This is a genomic window from Streptomyces sp. CT34, from assembly GCF_000805335.1.
Lineage (GTDB): Bacteria > Actinomycetota > Actinomycetes > Streptomycetales > Streptomycetaceae > Streptomyces.
This window is the reverse complement of record NZ_KN708638.1, coordinates 5,722,090-5,738,286: the sequence shown is the minus strand read 5'-3', so window position 1 is coordinate 5,738,286 and position 16,197 is coordinate 5,722,090. Positions and strand designations below refer to the sequence as shown.

Here is a 16,197-nt window from a genome sequence, read left to right as displayed (position 1 = left end):
CGTCTCCGGTCGTGCACATGCTGAACTGCTGGGGGGCGACTGCCGTTTCGCGCGGATGACGCTTCGCATTTCGCAGATCCGATTCGGCAGGAGGTCGCTCATGCTGCACGGTGTCGATGTCAGTTCCTACAACACCGATTATTCCGCCCGGGGGTTGGACTTCGTCCTCATCAAGGCCACCGAAGGCCGCTCCTACGTCAATCCGCATCAGTCGGCTCAGGCGGCCCGGGCGCGCGAGGCGGGCGCGGTGGTCGGTTTCTACCACTTCCTGTGGCCGGGGAATATCGCGGCCCAGGCGCAATACTTCGTCGAGAAATGCTCCTCGGTCCACGGCGACCTGCTGGCGGCCGACTGGGAGACCACCGGGGCGGGCTCGTACGCCAGCAACGCGCAGAAGGACCAGTTCCTTCAGGAAGTCAAGAAACTCCGGCCCAAGCACCGCGTGCTGCTCTACTGCAACCGCGATTTCTGGCTGAATCGCGACACCACGTCCTATGCCGCGGACGGCCTGTGGATCGCCGACTACGTCGCCGCCGGGCATCCGCGGGTCAAGGCGAAGTGGCGTATCCACCAGTACACGGACCAGCCGCTGGACAAGAACGTCGCGGCTTTCTCCAACAAGGCCGAACTCAAGAGCTGGGCGCACCCCGCATAAACTTCTCCGGCAGTATCCGGATACGCGCCATGGGCACATCGCGTGACCATCTCGCGGAATGTGTGCACAGTGCGTGACGAGAACCAGAGGAGCACCCGTGACCGACCCGGCGTCCAAGGACGTGCAGCAGCACATAGCCCAGGAACTCCAGGTGCCGCCGGCCACCGCGGCGTTCGACGCCGAGCGGGAGATCGAGCGCCGGGTGGCCTTCCTCACAGAGCGGCTGACGTCCACGGGCCTGCGCTCCCTGGTGCTGGGCATCAGCGGCGGTATCGACTCCACCACCACGGGCCGGCTCTGCCAGCTCGCGGTGGAGCGGGCCCGCGCGGCCGGCCACGACGCGACGTTCCACGCGATGCGGCTGCCGTACGGCGAGCAGGCGGACGAGAAGGACGCACAGCTGGCGGTGGAGTTCATCCGCGCCGACCGGCTGCTGACCGTGGACGTCCGCCCGGCGAGCGACGCGGCGCTGGCCGCGGCGGTGGCCGGCGGCGTCACCTTCCGCGACGCCCACCACCAGGACTTCGTCCACGGCAACATCAAGGCCCGGCAGCGCATGATCGCCCAGTACGCGGTCGCGGGTGCCCACGACGGCCTGGTGGTCGGCACCGACCACGCCGCCGAGGCGGTCTCCGGCTTCTTCACCAAGTTCGGCGACGGCGCGGCCGACGTGGTACCGCTCACCGGGCTCACCAAGCGCCGGGTGCGCGCCGTGGCTCAGGCCCTGGGCGCCCCGGCCGAGCTGGTGTGGAAGGTCCCGACCGCCGACCTGGAGACCCTCGACCCGGGCAAGCCCGACGAGGACGCGCTCGGTGTCAGCTACGACCAGATCGACGACTTCCTGGAGGGCCGCCCGGTCGACGCGGACGCCTTCGCGTCGATCGTCCGGCGCTACCGCCTCACCGAGCACAAGCGGGCGCTGCCGATCGCCCCGTGACGCCGCGGGTGCCCGCGCCCGCGCGGTGCGGGCACCCCGTTCTGTCATGCTCCGGCAAGGGGCCGGTCACCGTCCCGGTGCTAAATCATGGGCCGGAGCGGGCATGCATGCGGCCATGGGAAGCCACGAAGTGCGATCGGAAGATCAACTGTCAGTGGGGCCGCCTACTCTCCAGGACATGGGTTACGCAAGCCTGCGCGAACTCCGTACCGCGCTGACCACCGCCTCCGACCTCGCCTCCGCCTTGCCGTCCGCGCCCACCCGGCGGGACACCGACCGGCTCGTCGACGCCCTCCGGCGCGCGCTGACCGCCGCCGGCTCGCTGGGCGAGGACACCGCCGGCCCGACGGGCTGCGCCCTGCACCCCAACGGCGCGGTGGATCCGCTGTACGGCGATCCGGAAGACCCCCTTCCGCCGGGCTACGGCAAGTGCCTGCTCTGCAACGACCGGCGGCGCCGGGCGGACGCCCACCCCCCGCACGCCCGCCCGCGCCCCCGGCCGCATCCGCACCGGCACCGGCGGCTGAGCGCTTAGGACCGGTCCGACGGGTGGTCGGGCCCCGCACCGTCCGACCGGCCCCGGTCGCGGTCGGAGGTCCCCGCCGTCGGCCCGGCGGCGTCGTCCGCGGGTCGCGGCGTGCGCTCCGGGCGCAGCGCGATCCGGCCCAGCACCGCGGCGGCGGCCAGCGCGGCCAGCGCGATCAGCACGAAATCCGGTACGCCGTCGCCGATCCGGGTCGCCCACTCCTCCAGCCACAGCTCGGTGTCCGGGTCCAGGATTCCGGGCAGCGCGCTGGTCCCGTTGAAGCGCAGGAACAGCACCCCGATGCCGATGAAGAAGACGCCGGAGAGCACGGACGTGGTGTGCAGTTGCAGCCGGCCGAGGCGGAAGGCCCGGCCGCGCAGCCAGCCCCGGGTGCCGAGCCGGAAGCGGTCCCACAGCAGCGCCAGGACGAACAGCGGCAGCGCCATGCCCAGGGCGTAGACGGCGAGCATAGAGGCGCCGTAGAGCGGTGAGCCGCTGACCGCGGTCACGGTCAGCACCGCGCCCAGGATCGGCCCCGCGCAGAAGCCGGCGAGCCCGTAGACGCAGCCGAGCAGGAAGGTGGACAGCGCCGAGCGCGGGGTGATCCGGGCGGCGGCGGCCTGGGCGCGCTTCGAGGCGAAGCCCAGACCCAGGATCTGCGCGACCCCCATCGCGATCACCACCCAGCCGCCGACCGCGACCAGCAGATCGCGGTGGCCGTTGAACAGCCGGCTGGCCGCCGTACTGGCCGCGCCCAGCGGCACCAGGGTGGTGGCGAGCCCCAGGTAGAACACCCCGGTGCGGGCCAGCAGCCGGCCGGGGTTGGCGAGGGAGTACGCGAAGAAGGCCGGCAGCAGCAGCGCGCTGCACGGGCTGACCAGCGCCAGCGCGCCGCCCAGGAATGCCGCGAGGTAGCCGATGTCGGTGGTCACTTCCCGGCCCCCGCGGTGCCGTGCCCGCCCTTCGCCGCGGCGGCGGCCTGGGTGATCGCCTGCTCGAAGACCCCGGTGGGCTGGGCCCCGGCCACCGGCCGGCCGTTGATCAGGAAGGACGGGGTGGACTGCACGCCGAGCTGGTAGCCCTCGTCCTGGTCCTTCTTCAGGGCCTGGTCGGCGGCGGGGCTCTTCAGGTCGGCACGGAACTTCTCGATGTCCGGCACCCCGCTCGCGCGCGCCAGCTCGACGAGCTTTTCCTCGGCCAGGGCGTCGCCCTTGCGGGTCTTGGCGTAGAGCTGGTCGTGCAGCTGCCAGAACCTGCCCTGCCGGCCGGCTGCCCAGGAGGCGCGGGCGGCGCGCTCGGAGTCGGCGCCGAAGACCGGGAAGTTGCGGAACTCGATGCGCAGGGTGCCCGCGTCGACGAACTTCTTGATCAGCGCGGGCTGGGTCTCGCGGGTGAAGCGCCCGCAGAACGAGCACTGGTAGTCGGCGTACTCGACCAGGACCACCGGGGCGTCCGGCTTGCCGACGGCCAGCGGGTCGCCGGCGGTGCGCCGGCTGGTGCGCCGGGCGAGGTCGTCGTACAGCTTCTGCTGTGCGGGGTTCTCCTGGGACTGTGCGGAGGCGGCGGTGTCGGGTGCGGCGGTGCCGCCCTCGTCCCGGCCGCCCTCGACGGCCTTGCCGACGGCGACCGCGATGGCGATCACGGCCACGACGAGCGCGACGACCGCGCCGACGGCGGCCAGTTTTCGGGTGGGGGAAGCGGAAGTGGGCATGCGGGGGCTCCAGACGTACGGAAGCGGAAAACAACAGGCGGGTGCGTCGGGGCAGCGGCCTATATCCGCAGTACGGGCAGGAGCGCGGTGTGGTCGGTGGCGGGGGCGGCGCCGGTCGGCGGGCGGGCCCGCGCGAACTGTGCGGGCAGGTCCGCGGCGAGCGGCCCGGGTCCGGTGGTGGCCGGGGCGAGCGGCTCGGCGCGGTGCGGTGCGGGGATCGGGGCCGATTCGTCGGGGCTCGGCGCGTGGTGGTCGGAGCACTTCTTGGACGTGTCGGCGACCGCGACCGGGGCGGCCTCGGCGAGCGGCAGACCGCGCTGCGCGGCCGGGCCGGCCGGGCCGGACTCCCGGGCCACCGCGGCGCTGGCTGCCCGGCCCGCGAGCCATGCCTGGTCGCCGCCGATCCGGCAGAGCATCGGCCCGAAGGTGACCGCGAGGAGGAGCAGCAGGGTCAGCGTCGCCGACCGGCGCAGCTGGCGCATGTTCCCTCCCCCTCGATGGCGGTCCCGATCCGGTGGTGCGTGTCCGGCGGGCTCGGTGGTCCGGTGGTCCGGTGGTCCGCGCCCGGCGGTCCGGGCCGGCGGTCCGGGCCGGCGCGCGGATGAACGTCCCATCCTACGGACCGCCGCCGCAGGACGGCCCGCGGTGGCCCGCAGTGGCCCGCGGTGGCATACCTCACCCCACGAGACCGCCCGACTAATTGCGCTATGCCCGAATATCTACCGTTCGGCGTCTTTGGCCAGCCCCTGTCCCGCCTGCCATAGTCGACCGCGGCGGCCCCGCCGATGCGGTCCGGGCCGTCCACGACCCGGCGGACCCCACCCCTTCCGTCCGCCGGAGGTCGGGCTACCGGGGCCACCCCGCGACACCCGCGGGAGGGCCCCGGTCCCGTCCTGGGGGACGCTCCGGTCAGCGGTCGTTGACCCGCACCTCGAACCACGTGGTCTTGCCGCGCGGCAGCAGGTCCACGCCCCACCGGTCGGAGAGCTTGTCGACGAGGAAGAGACCGCGGCCACTGGTGTCCATCTCCTGCACCGGCATCAGGCAGGGCAGCCCGCGGGACGGATCGCGCACCTCGACACGGATCCAGCCGCGCCGGCGCAGCATCCGCAGCCCGAACGTCCGGGCCCCGGTGTGCCGTACGGCGTTGCCGACCAACTCGGAGACCAGCAGTACCGCGTGCTCGGCGAGCTGCGGCGAGAGCGACCACTGCTTGAGGAGCACCGCGGCGGTCAACCGCCGTGCGGTGCCGGCGGACTGGGGGCGCGAGGGGAGTCTGATCTCGTCCAGGGTCGGTTCGCCGACCAGGTCGAACGGCGCGGGCACCGGACCGACGGGCGCCGGAGCCGCCTCCGGGTCCGCACCGGGAGCGCACCGACGCGCCGCGGCCGTGCCACTGCCCGGCCGCGGCTGCTCCATTCCTTCGAGGCCCGCCATGCCCCCATCATGGCCGCTCCTCGGCGCCGCGGGGGGCGGAACCGGCGTAATCAGTTGTCCGGAATCGCCGGCTCCACACCCCCGACTGGACATATGCCAACGGCAGTTAAGGTGCCGCGTCACCCCGCTGACCTGCGCCGACCGCGTACCGGCGGCGAACCGGCGGAGCGGACGCGAAAGGTTTTCTTAAGGTGCAACGAGGTTTTCGGCAATTCGCCCGCACGGGGCACCACGCCGCGGGCAAACCCCAGATGTCCCGTCAACACCAGGCGCATCAGCGGAACTTGGCCTTGCCGGGTCCCTCCTCGACGAAACTGCGCATCCCGATCTCCCGGTCCTCGGTCGCGAACAGCCCGGCGAACCAGTTGCGTTCGATCGTCAGCCCGGTGTCGATGTCCGTCTCCAGCCCGGCGTCGACGGACTCCTTGGCGGCCCGCAGGGCGAGCGCCGGGCCGGACGCCAGCCGGGCCGCCCAGGCGTGCGCCTGGGCGTAGACCTCGGCGGCCGGCACCACGCGGTCGACCAGGCCGATGGTGAGCGCCTCCTCGGCCTTGACGTGACGGCCGGTGAAGATCAGGTCCTTGGCCTTGGACGGGCCGACCAGCCGGGCCAGCCGCTGGGTGCCGCCGGCGCCCGGGATCAGCCCCAGCAGGATCTCGGGCTGGCCCAGCCTGGCGTCGTCGGCGGCGATCCGGAAGTCGGCGCAGAGCGCCAACTCGCAGCCGCCGCCCAGCGCGTAGCCGGTGATCGCGGCGACCACCGGCTTGGGGATCCGGGCCACGGCGGTGAACGCGTCCTGGAGCCCCTTGGAGCGGACGACCATGGCGGCGTGGTCCATGGCCTGCATTTCCTTGATGTCCGCGCCGGCCGCGAACACCTTCTCGCCGCCCCAGACCACGACGGCACGGATGTCGTCGCGCCGGCCGGCCTCCACCGCCAGCTCGTGGAGCCGGTCCTGGGTGGCGACGTCCAGCGCGTTCATCGGCGGGCGGTCCAGGCGGATGGTGCCGACACCGTCGGCTACCTCAAGATTCACAGTCATGCGGGCAGGTTAGTACGCGTTAACGCCGCCCGCCGCCCCGCGTCCGGCCGGGCTACCCGCCGGCCCGCCAGGCGTCCCAGGACAGGTTCCAGTCACCGAAGCCGTTGTCCGGCTGGATCGTTTCGTCGTGGGCGTTCTCGACGATGACGACGTCGCCGATGAGGGAGTTCCGGTAGAACCAGGCCGCCGGCGTGGATCCGTCGTCGCCGCCCCGCACGTCGAACAGGCCGACACAGCCGTGGCTGGCGTTGCGGGTGCCGAACGTGTCCCGGCCCGACCAGTAGTTGCCGTGGAGGAAGGTGCCGGACGTGCTCAGCCGCATCGCGTGCGGGACGTCCTTGATGTCGTACTCGCCGCCGAAGCCGACGGTGTCCCCGTTCATCCGCGTCACCGGGTGCTTCTCGCTGATCACCATCCGGCCGTTGTACGTCTCGGTGCCCGGCGCGCCGGCGGTGATCGGGAGGGTCTTCAGGGTCCTGCCGTCGCGGACCACCGTCATCTGCTTCGAGCGGGCGTCGACGGTGCTGATCTGGCTGCGGCCGACCGTGAAGGAGACCTCCTTGGTCTGGGTGCCGTAGACGCCGGGGCGGCCCTCGACACCGTTGAGGTCGAGCTTGAGGGTGACCTTGGTGCCGGGCGCCCAGTATTTCTCGGGGCGGAAGTCGAGCCGGTCGTTGCCGAACCAGTGGCCGGCGATCGGGACGGCCGGCCGGGCCGTGACCGTGATGGCCTTCTCGACGGCCGCGGGGTCGGTGATCCCCCGGGTGAAGTGGAGGGAGACCGGCATCCCGACGCCGACCTGCTGGCCGTTCTCGGGGCTGTACTGGCCGATGAAGGTGTTCTTCGGGACGAGCGTGGTGAACGTGGCGTGCTCGGCGGCCCGCCGGCCCCGGGCGTCCACGGCCACCGCGTCGACGGTGTACTGCGTCGAGGGGCCGAGATGACCGCTCGGCTCCCACAGGGCACCGCCGCCGGATATCTTCCCGTCGACCTCATTGCCCCTGACGTCCCTGACCTTGACGGACCGTAGCCGGCCCTTCTGGGCGGACACCTTCAGCGCGCCGCTGGTGGCGACGTCGTGCGCGCCGTCCTTGGGCGCGATCGTCACGACGGCCTGCGAGGCGGAGGTGTCCGGCCCCGCTTTGCCGGCCGGCTCTCCGCGGCCCTCCGCGCCGCCTCCGCACGCCGTCACCAGCAGCAGCGAACCGAGCAGCAGCCCGAGCGGGGCGCGTCCCCGGCGCCGCCACGCCCGCCGGCGAACCGGCTCCCCCGATATCTGGACGTTCACGACTGGCCCCTCTTCCCCTCGCACCGCCCGCGGACCACCGCGCGCCGGCACCCGCGGGCCGCGCGCGTGCCGCTAGATAACCACACCGCACTGACACTCAACTCCCCCCGGATGTCACTGTTCAGTCCCAAGGGGAGGGTGGGTTCTCGTTCGTGCGTACGAGCGCGGACGGGGGCTCGTTCAGTGGCGCGCGCCACCCGCCCGCCAGGCCGGCCACGACATGTTCCAGCCGCCCAGGCCGTTGTCCGGGGCGACCGTGCGGTCCCGGGAGTTGCGGACCTCCACGGTGTCCCCGACGATCGAGTTCCGGTAGAGCCAGCCGGCCGGGGTGTCCTGGCCGCCGCCCTTGACGTCCTTGAGCCCGACGCAGCCGTGGCTGGTGTTGGCACCGCCGAAGACCCGCGGCGGCGCCCAGTAGTTGCCGTGCAGGAAGGTCCCGGACCGGGTCAGCCGCATCGCGTGCGGCACGTCGGGGATGTCGTACTCGGCGCCGAAGCCGACGGTTCCGCCGTCCATCCGGGTCACCGCATGGCGCTCCAGGATCACCATCTTCCCGTTGTAGGTGGGGTTGTCGGCGTTGCCCGTGGTCACCGGCAGGGTCGCCAGCACCCGGCCCGAGCGGTGCACGGTCAGGGTGTGCAGGGCCGCGTCGATGACGCTGATCTGGTCCCGGTCGACCCGGTAGTGGAGGGTCTTGCGCTGGAGCCCGTAGGAGCCGGGCCCGGCCTTCACGTCGCGCAGCCCCAGGTGCACGGTGATCCGGGTGCCCGGCCGCCACCGGTGCCGGGGCCGGAAGTCCAGCCGCCGGCGGCCGAACCAGTGGGGGGCGATCTCGACGGCCGGCTGGGCGCTGACCGTGATGGCGTGCTCGACGGCCGCGCGGTCGGCGACCGCCCGGTTGAAGACCATCGAGAAGATCAGGCCGGTGCCGACCGTGGTGCCGTTCTCGGGCGTGTAGGAGCCGATGATCCGGTGCGGGGGCAGGTAGGTGGTGAAGGTGGTGTGGCGGGCCAGGAGGCGGCCGGCGCCGTCCCGCGCGACGGCGTCGACGGTGTAGCGGGCGCCGAGTTCGAGGGCGTCGGCCGCCGGCCGCCAGATCGTCCCGTCCGGCGAGAACCGGCCGTTCACGGAATCCCGACCGTCGCTCCCGGTCCGGGTGACCTCCACCCGTTCCAGCCGCCCCTCCTGGGCCCGGACCTCCAGCCGCCCGTTGGCCCGTACGCCGCGCGCGCCGTCACCCGGCAGGATCCGGATCGCCTCCTCCGGGGCGGCCGGCGGGCTGCCGAGCAGCGCGTCCGGACCGCCGCAGCCGGCCAGCGCCGCCCAGCTCGCGAGCGCGGCCAGCAGCGCGTGGGCGGCGCGGAAACGGGGTGCCCGCGGGACCACGGAGGGCGCGCGGCGGACCGGCAGGCCCGGCACCGTCGTCCCGTCCGCCGGTCGTTCCCCCGCATGGTCCCCTGCTCGGTCGTGCTGATGGCCGGTCATACGCCGGATTGTGACGGATGATGCGCGGGTTGGGCGGTATGCCACGGTTCGGAATGTCATGCCGGGGATCGCGGCGGGGGTGGGTAGGGGGCGCGGGCGGGTGGCGGGGGTACCGGGCGCAAGCGGCGGCGGGAAGCGTGAGGCAACGCCCGGTTGCGGGCAGAACAACGCTGGACAACGCTGAACACCGCAGCACGACGGGGGACGACACCGAAACGACGGGGGGCACCGTACGACCGGGAACGACACCGTGCGACCGGGAACGACGCGGAACGGCGCAGCGCGACACAGCACCACGCAGCAGGCACCGCACGACGCAGCACGACATTGCGGGCGGTGGGCCCGCGCGCGGCCGGGACTCCCCCAGCTCACGCTGGGCGGTGCCCCCGGGCTCGGGCCACCACTCGACCGAGCCCGAAGCCGCAGGAGGCCGGCAGTGTCCAGCGCACCCGAGCAGGAGGCGGTGGCGGGGGAACCGCTCGCCGCGCCCGTGGACGTCCGCCCCGGCAGCCCGACGCCCCTCGGGGCCCGCTGCCGCACCGGGCCGGACGGCGTCCCGGGCACCAACTTCGCCCTGTGGGCGGGCGGCGCCGAGGCCGTCGAGCTCTGCCTCTTCGACGACGAGGGGCAGGAGACCCGCCACCCCCTCACCGAGCTGACCCACGAGATCTGGCACGGCTTCCTGCCCGGCGCCGGCCCGGGGCAGCGCTACGGCTACCGGGTGCACGGCCGCTGGGACCCCTGGACGGGCGCCCGCTGGAATCCGGCCAAGCTGCTGCTCGACCCGTACGCCAGGGCGGTGGACGGCGACTTCGGCACGTGCACGGAGGCCGGCCCCGGCGGGCCCGCGCTGCCCGCCCAGCTCTACGGGCACGCCCGGGACTGGCCGCAGCAGCAGTACGCGGACACCGTGCGCGACGACCGCGACTCGGCGCCGTACGTCCCCAAGGGGGTGGTGGTGGCCGACGACGAGGGCGGGGACGGGTGGCGGGACGACCGGCGTCCCAAGACCCCCTGGCCGGATTCCGTCCTCTACGAACTGCACGTCCGGGGCTTCACGATGCGCCACCCCGGCATCCCGGAGGAGCTGCGCGGCACCTACGCGGGACTGGCGCACCCCGCCGCGCTGGACCATCTGACCCGGCTCGGCGTCACCGCGGTCGAGCTGCTGCCGGTCCATCAGTTCGCGCACGAGGACCACCTGGTGCGCCGGGGGCTGCGCAACTACTGGGGCTACAACTCCATCGGCTATTTCGCGCCGCACGCGGGGTACGCCGCCACCGGCACCCGGGGCCAGCAGGTCGGCGAGTTCCAGCGGATGGTGCGGGCGCTGCACGACGCCGGTATCGAGGTGATCCTGGACGTCGTCTACAACCACACCGCGGAGGCCGGTGAACTGGGTCCGACGCTCTCCCTCCGGGGCATCGACAACCGCGGCTACTACCGCCTCCAGGGCGACGCCCGCCGCTACGCCGACTACACCGGCTGCGGCAACACCCTGCACGTCGTCCAGCCCAACGTGCTGCGGCTGATCACCGACTCGCTGCGCTACTGGGTCACCGAGATGGGGGTGGACGGCTTCCGCTTCGACCTGGCGGCGGCGCTGGCCCGCTCCATGCACGACGTCGACATGCTCTCGCCGTTCCTCGCGGTGATCGCCCAGGACCCGGTGCTGCGCCGGGTCAAGCTGATCGCCGAGCCCTGGGACGTGGGTTCCGGCGGCTATCAGGTCGGCGCGTTCCCGCCCCTGTGGACGGAGTGGAACGACCGCTACCGCGACACCGTCCGCGACTTCTGGCGCGGCGCCACGCACGACGTCCGCGACCTGGGCTACCGGCTCTCCGGGTCGAGCGACCTGTACGCCTGGGGCGGCCGGCGCCCGTACGCCTCGGTCAACTTCATCACCGCGCACGACGGCTTCACCCTGCGCGACCTGGTCACCTACGAGCACAAGCGCAACGAGGCCAACGGCGAGGACAACCGGGACGGCACCCACGACAACCGGTCCTGGAACTGCGGCGCCGAGGGCGAGACCGACGACCCAGGCGTCACCGCGCTGCGCCGCCGCCAGCTGCGCAACCTGCTGACCACCCTGCTGCTGTCGACCGGGGTCCCGATGCTGGTCGCCGGCGACGAGCTGGGCCGCACTCAACACGGCAACAACAACGCCTACTGCCAGGACGGTCCCACCAGTTGGCTGGACTGGTCGCTCCTCGACGACCCCCACTGGCGGGCGCTCGCCGCCCTCACCGCCCGGCTGATAGCGCTGCGCCGCGGCCATCCGGTGCTCCGCCGCCGGGCGTTCTTCTCCGGCCGGCCGCAGCGGCACGGCGGGTTGCGCGATCTGGCGTGGTTCGGCGCGGACGGCACGGAGATGACCGAACCGGACTGGTACGCGCCGGGCGCCACCCTGGCCATGTACCTGTCCGGCAACGACATCCCGCAGCGCGACGACCGCGGCATCCGGGTCGTCGACGACAGCTTCCTGGCCGTGCTGCACGCCGGCGCGCAGCCGCGGGCGGTGACCCTGCCCGGGCCGCCGTGGGCGAGCGCGTACGAGCTGGTCGTGGACACCTCGGCCGAGGGGGCCGACGCGGACGCGGAGGCGGCAAACGGTACGGCGGGCGGTATGGCGGGCGGCGGGGCGCGGGCGGGCGTGCGGTACGTGGCGGGGGCCGGGGTGGAGGTGCCCGGGCGGACGGTGCTGCTGTTCCGGGTGGTGCCGGGGTAGCGGAGGCCGGCCGACGGCCGGCGGGAGCGGCTGACGGCCGGCGGGGGCTGCCGGTAACTGACCGCCGGCGCAAGACGGTTGACGGTTGGCGGCTGACAACTGACCGCAGCCGGAGGACGGTTGACGGCCGGCGGAAGAGCGTGTGCCGGAAAACCGCATGAGCGTTGTCAGTGGCTCGCCGTACGCTCGCGAGTGATGGCACTCACCACGCACCCGACGCCCCGGACCGACCCGGCGGACCCGGCTGACCCGATGCAGCCGGTCCAACACTCCGCCGTGCGCTCACTGTTGCGCCTGTGGCCGTTCGTGCGGCCGGTGCGGGCGCGGCTGTTCACCGCCGCGTTCGTGGCGGTGGTCGCATCGTGCATCGGCGTGGTCATCCCGCTGGTTCTCAAGTGGCTGGTGGACGGGCCGGTGGCGGCCGGCGACACCGGAGGGGTGTGGTGGGGCGGCGGCTGCCTGCTGCTGCTCGGGCTCGCCGAGGCGGGCCTGTTCGGACTGCGGCGGTGGCTGGTGGCGCGGCCGACGGCCGGGGTGGAGGCGGCGATGCGCGAGGCGCTCTACCGCCGGGTGCAGCGGCTGCCGGTGGCCTTCCACGACCGCTGGCCATCGGGGCAGTTGCTCTCGCGGGCCACCACGGATCTTCAGCTGCTGCGCCTGTTCCTGGTCTTCCCGCTGACGTTCCTGCTGGTCAACGGCGCGACGATAGTGGTGGGTTGTGCGATCCTGCTGGCCCAGCGCTGGTCGCTCGGGCTGGTGCTGCTGGCGCCGATGCTGCCACTGATGGTGATGTGCTCGGTCTTCCAGGCGAAGTACGGGCAGGCCGCGCGCCGGGCGCAGGACCAGGTGGGCGATCTGACGACGGTCGTCGAGGAGTCGGTCCTCGGCATCCGGATCATCAAGGGGTTCGGCCGCCACCGCAGCCAGGCCCGCGCGTTCAAGGAGCTGACCCGGTCGGTCCGGACGACCGAACTGCGCAAGGCCCGGCTGCTGTCCGTCATCTGGGGTTTCAACACCCTGCTCCCGGAGCTCGCGGTGGCCACCGCGCTGGTGCTGGGGGCGGTCCGGGTGGCCGACGGCCGGCTGTCGGCGGGGACGCTCGTCGCCTTCCTGTCCACGGCGCTGGCGCTGCGCTGGCCGGTGGATTCGATCGGCTTCCTGCTGGCGATGAGCAGCGCGGCGGCGACGGCGGCCGACCGCTATTTCGAGGTGCTGGACGAGCCCTTGGCGGACGAGCCCCTGGAGGACACCCCGGCAGCACCGGGCCGGACGGCGGACCGGACGGCGGACCGGACGGTGGACCGGACGGTGGACCGGGCAGCGGACGAGGACGGGGCCCGCGCCGCGGACGCCGGCGGCGGCCCGGCCGGCGGTGCGCCGCCCGTGGGCGGCCTGGTCTTCGAAGGGGTCGAGTTCCGGTATCCGGACGCGGCGCCGGGCACCCCGGCCACCCTCCGGGGCGTCGATCTGCACATCCGGCCCGGGGAGACGATGGCGCTGGTCGGGGCGACCGGCAGCGGGAAGACCACGCTGACGGCGCTGGTACCGCGGCTGTACGACCCCACGGCGGGCCGGATCACCCTGGACGGCCGTGATCTGGCCACGCTCGACCGGGACGAGGCGCGGGCGCTGGTGGCGGTGGCCTTCGAGGAGCCCACCCTGTTCTCGGCGACCGTGGCGGAGAACGTCCTCATGGGCGCGTCGGGTGCGTCGGCCGCGTCGGACACGTCGGGCAGGTCTGGCACCTGGGGCGCCCAGGGCGCGGACCGCACAACGGGCCGGAACGACCACGACGACCACGGCTTCGCCCTCGGCGCCGATCCCCCCACCGACCACGCCCATCACACCGACCAGGACCCCACCGACCACGACGCCCCCGCCGACCACGCCGGAACCCACCATGCGGACCAAGACGCCGCCCTGCGGCGGGCGTTGGAGGTGGCGCAGGCCGACGGTTTCGTGGCCGCGCTCCCCCAGGGCGCCGCCACCGAGGTCGGCGAGCAGGGGCTGAGCCTGTCCGGCGGGCAGCGGCAGCGGCTGGCCCTGGCCCGCGCCGTGGTCGGCCGGCCGCGCTTCCTGATCCTCGACGATCCGCTCTCCGCCCTCGACGTCCACACCGAGGCCCTGGTGGAGGCGGCGCTGCGGAAGGTCCTGGCGGGCACCACCGCGCTGGTCGTCGCGCACCGCCCGTCCACGGTGCTGCTCGCCGACCGGGTGGCGCTGCTGTCGGACGGCCGCATAGCCGCGGTCGGCACGCACCGCCAACTCCTGCGGGACAGCCCGGAGTACGCCGCGCTGATGTCCGGGACGGCGGAGCCCGGCGTCGGCGGTCCCGTCCAAGGCGCCGGTCCCGTCCGGGGCGCCGGCCCGGTCACCGGAGCCGGCCCCGCCCGTACCACCGGCAGCGCACCGCGCGAGGGGGAGAGCGCCCGATGACGACCACGGCGACCGGCCTGCCGGCCGACGACCCGGACAGCCGCGGCGAACGGGACGGCGCCCCCTCCGGACGGCACCGCTCGGAAGCCACCCCCGACGTCTTCGCGACGGACCTGCTGCCCACCCCCAAGGGCGCCTCACGCGCGCTGCTGCGGTCCTTACTGGCGCCCTACCGCGGGCGCGTCCGGGCCGCCGCCCTCGTGCTGCTGCTCCAGCAGGCCGCCGTGCAGGCCGGACCGCTGCTGGTCGCCTACGCCCTCGACCGTGCGGTGCCGGCGCTGCGGGCCGGCGACCGCGGCCCGCTGATCGCGGTGGCGGTGGCGGCGGCGCTGTGCGCCACGGCGGCCGGCGGGCTCCAGTGCGCCTTCGTGCGGCTCTCCGCCCGGGCCAGTCAGGACGTGCTGGTCGATCTGCGCGACCGGATCTTCCGGCACGGGCAGGCGCTGAGCCTGGATTTCCACGAGCGCTACACCTCCGGCCGGCTGATATCCCGGGCCACCACCGACGTGGAGGCGCTGCGCGAACTCCTCGACGAGGGCCTCCAGGAGCTGGTAACGGTCGTCCTCTCGACGGTCTACATCACCGTCACCCTCCTCTGGCTGGACTGGGGGTTCGGCGCCGCCGCCCTGGTCTCGGCGGTGCCGCTGGCGCTCCTCGTCCGCTCCTTCCAGCGCCGCTCGAAGCGGGTGTACGGGAGGCGGTCCACCGCCATCGCGGCCGTCATCGTGCGGTTCACCGAGACCATCAACGGCATCCGCCCGGTGCAGGCGTTCCGCCGCGAGCGGGCCAACGACGCGGCCTTCGCCCGGCTGAACGACCGCCATCTGCGGATCAACGGCGACGCGATACTGGAGATGGCGCGCTATGTCGTCGGTTCCCGGGCGGTGGCCAACATCGCGGTCGCCGCGATCGTCCTGTGGGGCGCCTACCGCGTCGCCACCGGCACTCTCGCCCTCGGCGTGCTGGCCGCCTCGGTGCTGTACCTGCGCCGGCTGTACGACCCCATCGACCGGCTCGGGATGTTCCTCAACGCCTACCAGTCGGCGGCGGCTTCACTGGAGAAGATCGCCGGGCTGCTCGCCCAGCGGCCGACCGTGCCCGAGCCCGCCGCACCGCGCGCGCTGCCGGCCGCCGCGCCCGCCCGGCCGGGCCGCGAAGTGGCCTTCCGCGGCGTCCGGTTCGCGTACCGGACCGGCGGTGAGGTACTGCCGCGCTTCGACCTCGCGCTCGCGCCCGGCACGACCGTGGCGGTGGTCGGCGCCACCGGCGCCGGCAAGTCCACCCTGGCCAAGCTGCTGGCCCGCTTCTACGACCCCACCGAGGGCCGGGTCCTGCTGGACGGCGTCGACCTGCGCGAACTGGCCGGCGCCGAGCTGCGCCGGGAGGTCGTCATGGTCACCCAGGAGGCGTTCCTGTTCTCCGGTACGGTCGCCGACAACATCGCCATCGGCCGCCCGGACGCCAGCCGCGAGGAGGTCGAGCGGGCCGCGAAGGCGATCGGCGCCCATGACTTCATCGCCGCCCTCCCGGACGGCTACGACACCGACGTCCGCAAGCGCGGCGGCCGGATCTCCGCGGGCCAGCGGCAGTTGGTCGGCTTCGCCCGCGCGCTGCTCGCCGACCCGGCCGTCCTCATCCTGGACGAGGCGACCAGTTCGCTGGACATCCCGGGCGAGCGGGCGGTGCAGCGCGCCATGGCCACGGTGCTGCGGGACCGTACGGCGCTGGTGATCGCGCACCGGCTGTCGACGGTGCAGATCGCCGACCGGGTGCTGGTGATGGCCGGCGGCCGGATCGTCGAGGACGGCACACCGGCCGAACTGGCCGCCGCCCGGGGACGGTTCACGCAGCTGCACCGGGCATGGCGGGAGAGTGTCGGCTGACGGCCGGGCACCGGAATCCGGCCGGCCGTCCGGCTTACGGACACCGGATTTCGCCCAACGAACGTT

Annotated in this window: 13 protein-coding genes; 6 read left to right on the top strand and 7 right to left on the bottom strand. The window is 73.6% G+C overall.

The window, feature by feature from the left end:
- Positions 1 to 100: 100 nt before the first annotated feature.
- From RZ84_RS25135 to RZ84_RS25125, 3 genes are all read left to right on the top strand, one after another.
- A complete protein-coding gene (locus RZ84_RS25135) occupies positions 101 to 655 on the top strand; it encodes a GH25 family lysozyme (protein ID WP_043266200.1) in 555 nt (184 codons plus the stop codon).
- Between the two features lie 97 nt (positions 656 to 752).
- The gene (nadE, locus tag RZ84_RS25130; RefSeq protein WP_043266199.1) at positions 753 to 1,592 is read left to right on the top strand and encodes an ammonia-dependent NAD(+) synthetase; all 840 of its coding nucleotides are present in this window, start codon (positions 753 to 755) and stop codon (positions 1,590 to 1,592) included.
- Between the two features lie 178 nt (positions 1,593 to 1,770).
- Entirely contained in the window at positions 1,771 to 2,127 is a 357-nt protein-coding gene (locus tag RZ84_RS25125) for a hypothetical protein (protein ID WP_043266198.1), read from the top strand.
- Here RZ84_RS25125 and RZ84_RS25120 read toward each other — a convergent pair.
- The 7 genes from RZ84_RS25120 to RZ84_RS25090 all read right to left on the bottom strand — a co-directional run bounded on the left by RZ84_RS25120 (position 2,124) and on the right by RZ84_RS25090 (position 9,081).
- Positions 2,124 to 3,050: a cytochrome c biogenesis CcdA family protein gene (locus RZ84_RS25120; RefSeq protein WP_043266197.1), complete on the bottom strand. Its 927-nt coding sequence runs from the start codon at positions 3,048 to 3,050 to the stop codon at positions 2,124 to 2,126. The two genes, RZ84_RS25125 and RZ84_RS25120, sit on opposite strands and share 4 nt — an antisense overlap.
- Complete coding sequence (locus RZ84_RS25115; RefSeq protein ID WP_043266196.1) at positions 3,047 to 3,829, bottom strand: DsbA family protein; 783 nt, start codon at positions 3,827 to 3,829, stop codon at positions 3,047 to 3,049. The genes RZ84_RS25120 and RZ84_RS25115 overlap by 4 nt, the downstream gene beginning before the upstream one ends.
- 59 nt (positions 3,830 to 3,888) lie before the next feature.
- Entirely contained in the window at positions 3,889 to 4,311 is a 423-nt protein-coding gene (locus RZ84_RS25110) for a hypothetical protein (protein WP_043266195.1), read from the bottom strand.
- Positions 4,312 to 4,738: 427 nt separating this feature from the next.
- Positions 4,739 to 5,266, bottom strand: a complete 528-nt coding sequence (locus RZ84_RS25105) for an ATP-binding protein (RefSeq protein ID WP_043266194.1) — start codon at positions 5,264 to 5,266, stop codon at positions 4,739 to 4,741.
- Between the two features lie 274 nt (positions 5,267 to 5,540).
- The gene (locus tag RZ84_RS25100) at positions 5,541 to 6,308 is read right to left on the bottom strand and encodes an enoyl-CoA hydratase/isomerase family protein (RefSeq protein ID WP_043266193.1); all 768 of its coding nucleotides are present in this window, start codon (positions 6,306 to 6,308) and stop codon (positions 5,541 to 5,543) included.
- Between the two features lie 52 nt (positions 6,309 to 6,360).
- Positions 6,361 to 7,596 (bottom strand): L,D-transpeptidase, encoded by a 1,236-nt coding sequence (locus RZ84_RS25095; RefSeq protein ID WP_107068168.1) that lies wholly within the window; start codon positions 7,594 to 7,596, stop codon positions 6,361 to 6,363.
- 180 nt (positions 7,597 to 7,776) lie between these two features.
- A complete protein-coding gene (locus RZ84_RS25090) occupies positions 7,777 to 9,081 on the bottom strand; it encodes a L,D-transpeptidase (RefSeq protein ID WP_043266192.1) in 1,305 nt (434 codons plus the stop codon).
- Between the two features lie 436 nt (positions 9,082 to 9,517).
- On the opposite strand from RZ84_RS25090, the gene glgX reads away from it, so the two are divergent.
- The 3 genes from glgX (at position 9,518) to RZ84_RS25075 (ending at position 16,131) form a co-directional block, all read left to right on the top strand.
- Positions 9,518 to 11,812, top strand: a complete 2,295-nt coding sequence (glgX, locus tag RZ84_RS25085; protein WP_043266191.1) for a glycogen debranching protein GlgX — start codon at positions 9,518 to 9,520, stop codon at positions 11,810 to 11,812.
- A gap of 252 nt (positions 11,813 to 12,064) precedes the next feature.
- A complete protein-coding gene (locus RZ84_RS37045; RefSeq protein ID WP_043270776.1) occupies positions 12,065 to 14,248 on the top strand; it encodes an ABC transporter ATP-binding protein in 2,184 nt (727 codons plus the stop codon).
- Complete coding sequence (locus RZ84_RS25075) at positions 14,245 to 16,131, top strand: ABC transporter ATP-binding protein (RefSeq protein WP_043266190.1); 1,887 nt, start codon at positions 14,245 to 14,247, stop codon at positions 16,129 to 16,131. The genes RZ84_RS37045 and RZ84_RS25075 overlap by 4 nt, the downstream gene beginning before the upstream one ends.
- Positions 16,132 to 16,197 lie beyond the last annotated feature (66 nt).